The organism is Arenibaculum pallidiluteum (assembly GCF_017355985.1).
GTDB classification, from domain to species: domain Bacteria; phylum Pseudomonadota; class Alphaproteobacteria; order Azospirillales; family Azospirillaceae; genus Arenibaculum; species Arenibaculum pallidiluteum.
This window is the reverse complement of record NZ_JAFIQU010000026.1, coordinates 57,978-64,629: the sequence shown is the minus strand read 5'-3', so window position 1 is coordinate 64,629 and position 6,652 is coordinate 57,978. Positions and strand designations below refer to the sequence as shown.

Annotated in this window: 4 protein-coding genes; 2 read left to right on the top strand and 2 right to left on the bottom strand. The window is 69.8% G+C overall.

Annotated elements, in window-relative coordinates; genetic code table 11:
* Positions 1-414: 414 nt before the first annotated feature.
* Together JUB13_RS29525 and JUB13_RS29520 are read left to right on the top strand one after the other, a co-directional pair.
* A complete protein-coding gene (locus JUB13_RS29525) occupies positions 415-1,743 on the top strand; it encodes an O-antigen ligase family protein (protein ID WP_207485841.1) in 1,329 nt (442 codons plus the stop codon).
* 73 nt (positions 1,744-1,816) lie between these two features.
* Complete coding sequence (locus tag JUB13_RS29520) at positions 1,817-3,151, top strand: lipopolysaccharide biosynthesis protein (protein WP_207485840.1); 1,335 nt, start codon at positions 1,817-1,819, stop codon at positions 3,149-3,151.
* Between the two features lie 132 nt (positions 3,152-3,283).
* Here JUB13_RS29520 and JUB13_RS29515 read toward each other — a convergent pair whose 3' ends face one another.
* On the bottom strand, positions 3,284-4,234 hold the full coding sequence (locus JUB13_RS29515) for a glycosyltransferase family 2 protein (protein ID WP_207485839.1): 951 nt from the start codon (positions 4,232-4,234) through the stop codon (positions 3,284-3,286).
* A gap of 189 nt (positions 4,235-4,423) precedes the next feature.
* Positions 4,424-6,622, bottom strand: coding sequence for a sensor histidine kinase (locus tag JUB13_RS29510; RefSeq protein ID WP_207485838.1), 2,199 nt, complete (start codon positions 6,620-6,622; stop codon positions 4,424-4,426).
* Positions 6,623-6,652: the final 30 nt, after the last annotated feature.

The window sequence follows — 6,652 nt, the reverse complement described above, 5'->3', positions numbered from 1 at the left end:
GATCCATGTGCTGCCCACAAACCGGGACACCCATGGGACCGCCGCCTGCGCATCCCTTCTCGAACCATTTTCGACGATGTCATAGATCCAGGGAGGCGAACCTCCCGACCCGGGAACGAAGCGGGCCACGCACGCCGGAGCGCGCTGTACCCGCTACCTTTCCTGGGGCCCGTCGGCGCCGGGCTCATCGCCCCCCGCCGCGTCGGGAGCCGGTATATAGGCCTAGCCCAACCGGGTGGCAAGCGCTTTTTTGCGCGGCTGGAACAGTGGCCGTTTCCGGCCGTTCTGGCGTGGATAGGGAGGTCCGGACGGCCTAGCCGCGGGTGTATACCACCGACGCGGAGTCGTTCAGCCCTCCGCCCGGCCTCTAAAGTCCCCGCCAAGAGCGCCGTCCCCGGCAGGAGAGGAAGCGGCATGAATCCGCTGCAGTACTCGATGATCCGCACGCTCGAGCGGGTCTTCGTCGTGATCGCCCTGGTGTTCCTGATGGGCGGCATGGAGCCCTTCATTTCGAGCTGGACGCCGCGCCAGGACTTGGCGGTCGACACCGGCGGGAGCGGCGACATCCGATTCCAGATCCTGTCGCTGTCGATCTATTCCATCGGCATCACCTTCCTGCTGATGGACTACCGGCGCGCTTGGAAGCTGATCGCGGGCAACCCGCTGATCTTCGCGCTGCTGATCTACCTGCTCTTCTCGGCCTTCTGGTCACCCTATCCCGCGACGACGTTCCGGCGTGGATTCGCGCTGGTGCTGACGACCGCCTTCGCCATGTACCTGGTGCTGCGGTTCTCGCCGAAGGAGCTGCTGGTCCTGCTGGGCTGGGCCTTCGTGCTGGCCTGCGCCATGAGCTACTTCTTCGCGCTGTTCACGGTCTGGGGAAAGCACCGGATCGGGCCCCATACCGGCCTGTGGCGCGGCACCTTCGGGCACAAGAACGTCCAGGGCCTCTTCGCGGCCATGACCGTGTTCGTCATGCTGCTGCTGCAGGCCGACAGCCGCGGCCCCATCCGCTGGCTGTGGTGGGCGACCATCGGGGCGGCCATCGGCCTGCTCTACATGGCGAATTCGGCGACCAGCATCGCGACGCTGGTGGGCGTGATCGCCACCTGGCCGGCCGTCCGGGCGCTGCGGCGCGGCCGCCTTCCGCTGAACGTGAAGCTGCCGGTGGTCCTGATCGTCACCTTCGGCATCGTGCTGGTCGCGGGGGTCCAGATCCTGACGCTCGGCCTGGAGGCGCTGGGCCGCAGCGAAACGCTGACGGGCCGCACGACGCTGTGGACCGCGGCCATCCACGAGGGCATGAAGAACGCCTGGTTCGGCGTCGGCTACCGGACCTTCTGGACGGAGGCGGGCGCGCGGAACGTCTATGCGCAGCTCTCCTGGGAGGGCATGCGCAACGGCCACAACGGCTATCTCGACGTCTGGCTCGAGCTCGGCATCGCCGGCTGCGTGCTGCTGGGCCTTGCCTTCGCCAAGACGGTCAAGCGCGTGTGGCAGCGCCTCGTGACCTCGACCGACAACGTCGGCGTCTTCTATGCGCTCTTCCTGGCCTTCCTGCTGGTCTACAGCTTCCCGGAGCGGGTGATCCTGGAGCAGAGCAACCTGATGTGGGCGCTGTTCCTGATGACCTCGTTCTGGCTGACGCCGCAGCGTGTGCCGGCTGTCCGCACGGCGCCCCGCCCGGTGCATATCGCCGCTCCTCCGACCTCCTTCGGCGGGCGCAGCCCGCAACGCGGATGAGCGCCGCCCGGAGCCGCCGCGGGGTTCGCCGTCCCGCACCCCGCGGCGCCGCGAGCATCGGCCGGAGCGTCGGTTGAGCTTCCCCGCCATGCTGGGCCGGCGCCTTCCCGCCCCCGTCCGCCGCCTCGCGCGCTCGCCCTTCCTGCGCAACGTCGCCGTGCTGGCCACCGGCACGGCGGCGGCCCAGGTGCTGACGGCGCTGGCCTACCCGCTGCTGGTCCGGCTGTTCAGCCCCGCGGAATTCGGCCTCTTCGCGCTGTTCGGCGCGCTCAACATGACCATGGTGGTGGTGGCGAGCGGGCGCTACGAGCTCGCGATCGTCCTGGCCCGGACGCCCGAGGAGGCCATGAACATCCTGGCGCTCGCCATGCTGGTGGTCATGGGGGCGGTGGCGCTCACGGCCGGGGCGGTGGCGGCGGCGGGCGAGCAGATCCTGAACCTGTTCGGCGCCGGCGAGCTGGGTGCGCTGGCCTGGTTCCTGCCGCTCGCGGTCTTCGCGTCCAGCAGCAACACGGTTCTCACCTTCTGGGGCACGCGCGATGCGAACTTCAAGGCGATCGCCGTCTCGCAGATCTGGCGCTCCTTCGGCGTCGCTGTGCTGCAGATCATGGCCGGCCTCGCGCGCTGGGGCACGCCGGGCCTGATCCTGGGCCAGATCGGCGGCTCCATGATGGCGACGGTCGCCCTGACCCGCCAGTTCAAGGGCGAACTCCGCGCGATCCTGTCCAGCCTGAGCTGGAGCGAGATGGGCAGGATGGCCCGGGAGCACGCGAGCTTCCCGCTCTACAACGCTCCGGCAGCGCTGGTGAACTCGACGACGGTGACCCTGCCGCCGCTGCTGATGACGGCGTTGTTCAGCCCGACCATGGCCGGCCTCTACTGGTTCACCTACCGGCTGCTCGAGCTGCCCATGAACCTGATCGGCACGGCGACGCGCCGCGTCTTCTACGGCGAGGCCGTCGCGCGGGTGCGGCGCCGCGCTCCGGTGATGGGCTTCTTCCTGCGGATCACGGGCAGCATGGCCGTGCTCGCGGTCGCGCCCACGGTCGTGCTGATGCTCGTCGGGCCCCAGCTCTACGCGCTGGTCTTCGGCGAGGCCTGGCGCGAGGCTGGCGTCTATGCGCAGTGGATCGTCGTATGGTGGTTCATGCGCTTCGTCAGCGTCCCGGCCTTCATGCTGGCGCCGGTCTTCGACCTGCAGCGCTTCGTCCTGGTGGCCGAGATCGCGGCGCTGATACCGCGGCTCCTCGTCTTCCCGATCGCGGCGGCCTACTCCGCGCCGCTGTCCGGCGTCGCAGCCTATGCCCTGATCGGCATCGCGCAGCACCTGGCCATGACGCCCGTCGTGATCCGCCGCATCCGGCAGCACGATGCCGAGGTCGCGACCCGGTCGGCCGATCTGAGCTGATGCGGGGCTGAGCCTTGCCGCGCCGGGCCCATGGGCTTGCGGCCCGCGCCAGCGTCGCGCGGGCCGCAAGCCCATCGGGATCGGGATCGGGTGCGGGGCCGGGTTGGGCCGGCCCCGCCGATCAGGCGGAGATCAGGCGGAGACCAGGCGCCGCTTGACGTTGCCGCCGACGCGGCGGCCGGCCCGCTTGAGCGTGTTGGTGGGATCGAAGATCAGCGCAAGTCCGAGCGCGCCGGTGGCGGCGGCAAAGCGCCGCTCGGCCAGATGCACGAGGCCGTTGCGGTAGTAGCGCTGGCCGTGCGCACGCAGGCGGCGCAGCGCACGCCGGCTCCAGGGCTGCGAGTCGAGCTCCTGCAGGTATTCGGGATAGGTCAGCATCCGGCCTTCGAGCCGCGCCAGGTTGCGGGCGCGCACGAAGGAGAAGGTGCGCTGCTGCTCCAGGACCCGTGCGGAGCTGATGCTGCCGCCATGCAGCCGGTACAGCGTCAGAACGTCGGGAATCGTCCGGACCTCGCCGAAATCGGCCATGCGGTCCATCAGCTCCACGTCGACCGAGGCCTTCAGGCCGGGATCGTATCCGCCGGCCCGCAGCGCCACGTCGCGCCGCATCATCGAGGTCGGGCCGCAGACGTATATCACCTTGCCCTCGGCGCGCATGGCGCGGAACTCCTCGGTGCTCCGCGGGCCGAGATTGACGTCGCGCATGTGACGGCCATTCCGGTCGATCAGGATTGCCCGGCCGCCCCACAGGACGACCTCGGGCGATTCCAGCGCCGCCTGCATCAGCCGCGCGAGCCGGTGCTCCAGCGCAACGTCGTCGGCGTCCATGCGGGCGACCCAGGGGAATCGCGCGGCCTCCAGGCACCGGTTGCCATTGGCCGCGACGCCCACGTGATCGTTCCGCAGCACGCGGATCCGCGAATCCTCGGCCGCATGCCGCTCGGCGATGGCAAGGGTCCCGTCGGTCGACCCGTCGTCAGAGACAATCAACTCCCAGTCGCGCAGCGACTGGTTGCGAATACTCTCGATTGCCGCCCCGATGAATTCCTCAGCCTGAAAGGCCGGCATGATGACGCTGATCATCCAAATCGCCCTTCGACATTCCGGAAAGGAGTATTTTCCTTTGTAAAATCTGTGGCTTCGGACATGACCAGGATAACCCCGACCTGGACATCCAGGAACAGGCCGCATTCGATTCTGTTTCGGAAGGACGGGATAGCCGTACTGATGGTAGACCCCGTTCGGCCGGGTCGGACCGAGCTGGACGAAGGGCTATGGCACCTCGCCCGATGGGCCTTCCAGCGGCAGCGCGACCGTGAAGGTACTGCCTTCGCCCTCGACGCTTTCTACCGCGACGCGACCCTGGTGAAGCCCGACGACCAGCTGCACGAGGTGCAGGCCGATCCCGGTTCCCGCGATCGTAGCACCCGTCGAGGCGCGGAAATACTTGCGGAAGAGCCCGCCCATCTCGGCCTTGGGGATGCCGATGCCGCGGTCCTGCACCGCGATCACGGCCTCGCCCCGGCGCGCCGTGCCTGTGACCTTTATGGGGCGCCTCTCGGGGGAGTATTTCACGGCGTTGGACAGCAGGTTTGCGAGCACCTGCTCCAGCAGGCGCGCATCGCCGCGCAGCGTCGCGGGCAGGGCCGTCACGTCGAGGTCGATTCGGTGATCGGGCGCGATCAGCTGCTGGCGCTTGACGGCCTCGCGCAGGAGAGTCGGGAGGTCGACCTCGGTCAGGTTCAGGCGCAGCGTCCCCGCTTCGGCGCGGGAGGCCGAGAGCACGCTCTCCATCAGGTTCGTCATGCGGGCGACGGCGGCGCGAATCGTGTCGTATTCCTGACGACGCTCCTCGGTCGACAGCGCATCGTCGAATCGGGACAGCATCTGGGTCACCGTGTCGATGATCGCCAGCGGCGTCCTGAACTCGTGCGAGGCCATCGAGAAGAAGCGCTGCTGCTGCTCGTTCAGCGACTTCTCCTTCTGCAGCGCCTCGACCATGGCCAGCTCGGATTCCTTGCGGCGGCTGATGTCGATGCAGGTCAGCAGGACGCAGGGATCGCCGTCGAAGCGCATGGGGATCGCCGACAGCGACGCCCAGAAGCCCCCGCCGTCGCGCTTGCGCAGGCGCAGCTCCAGGTCGAGCACCCGGCCGCGACGGGCCAGCTCGGTCGTTACCAGGGCCCGGTCCTCGGGGCGCCCGTAGAGCGCCGCGTCCGTGCCCCCGGCCAGCTCGCCCGCGAAGCCCAGGAGGCGGGACGCCGCCTCGTTGGCAAAGCGCAGGGACCCGTCGGCCTCGGCCGCCACCACCATGGGCACCACCGAGCTGGACAGGATCGAGCGCAGCCGCGCCTCGCTCTCGCCCAGGGCGGCCGTGCGCTGCTCGACCAGGTTCTCCAGGTGCTCGCGGTAGGTCTCGAGCTCCTGCTCGACCCGTCGGCGCTCGGTGACGTCGCGCAGGATCGCGACGTAGAAGCGTCCCTCGCCGGCCAGATCCGCCTCCGAGACCGACAGCTCCAGCGGGAAGGCGGTGCCGTCCTCGCGCCGGCCCGTCAGCAGCCGGCCCGAGCCCACCAGCGCCGCGGGCCCCGCCTGGTCGGACCAGGCGCCGGGGATCAGCATGCGCAGGTTCCGGCCGATCACCTCGCCCGGGCGGTAGCCGAAGATCCGCTCCGCCGCGGGGTTGAAACTCTCGATCCCGCCGTTGACGCCGACCGTCACGATGCCGTCGAGCGCCGCCTCCAGGATCGCCTTGAGCCGGATCTCGGTCTCGGCGCGCATGCGGCGCCAGAGCACTGCCTCGGTGATGTCGGTCGCGGAGCCGCGATAGCCGCGGAAGCTCCCGTCGGGATCGAAGACCGGGCGGCCGTTCACGCTGACATAGCGCAGCCCGGTCGCCCGCAGCATCATCACGTGCTGGAAGTCGCGGAACGGCCGGTGCGCCGCCAGGTCGGCGTGGTGATCGTCCCAGGCGGGCTCGTCCCCGGGCTCGCGCCGGGTCAGCTCGATCCGGGAATGTCCCAGGCATTCCGAGGCCAGCAGCGCGTCCGAAAGATAGGTGAAGCGGTGGTCGGGGCCGGTCTCCCAGAGCCAGTCGGAGGCGGTCTCGGCGAAATCCCGGAACCGCTGGTCGCCGAGCTGGGCGCGCGCGGCCTCCAGGCGTCGGCGCTCGGTCATGTCGCGCACCAGCGCGAAGACGACGCCGTCCTGGGCCACGCCCAGCGCGATCTCGGCCGGGAAGCGCCCGCCGTCGGCCTGGCGTGCCTCGGCCTCGGCCAGGCCCGGCCCGGCGGCGGCGCCATCCCCGCGGATCAGTCCCGGCAGCCAGAGATCCAGCGAATCGCCCAGCATCGGGGCGCCGAACAGGCGCTGCGCCGCGGCGTTGGCCCTCAGGATGCGACCTGCCCCATCCCAGGCCAGCGCGGCCTCGGGCAGCGCGTCCCAGGCATCGGGCAGGCCGGCAGAGGGCATGGACGATCCTTTGGCGGAGTCGGGCACCCG

What these genes read in the sequence shown, in the direction of transcription:
- JUB13_RS29515 (WP_207485839.1), bottom strand. Translation starts at nt 4,234, where the DNA reads ATGATCAGCGTCATCATGCCGGCCTTTCAGGCTGAGGAATTCATCGGG.
- JUB13_RS29525 (WP_207485841.1), top strand. Translation starts at nt 415, where the DNA reads ATGAATCCGCTGCAGTACTCGATGATCCGCACGCTCGAGCGGGTCTTC.
- JUB13_RS29510 (WP_207485838.1), bottom strand. Translation starts at nt 6,622, where the DNA reads ATGCCCTCTGCCGGCCTGCCCGATGCCTGGGACGCGCTGCCCGAGGCC.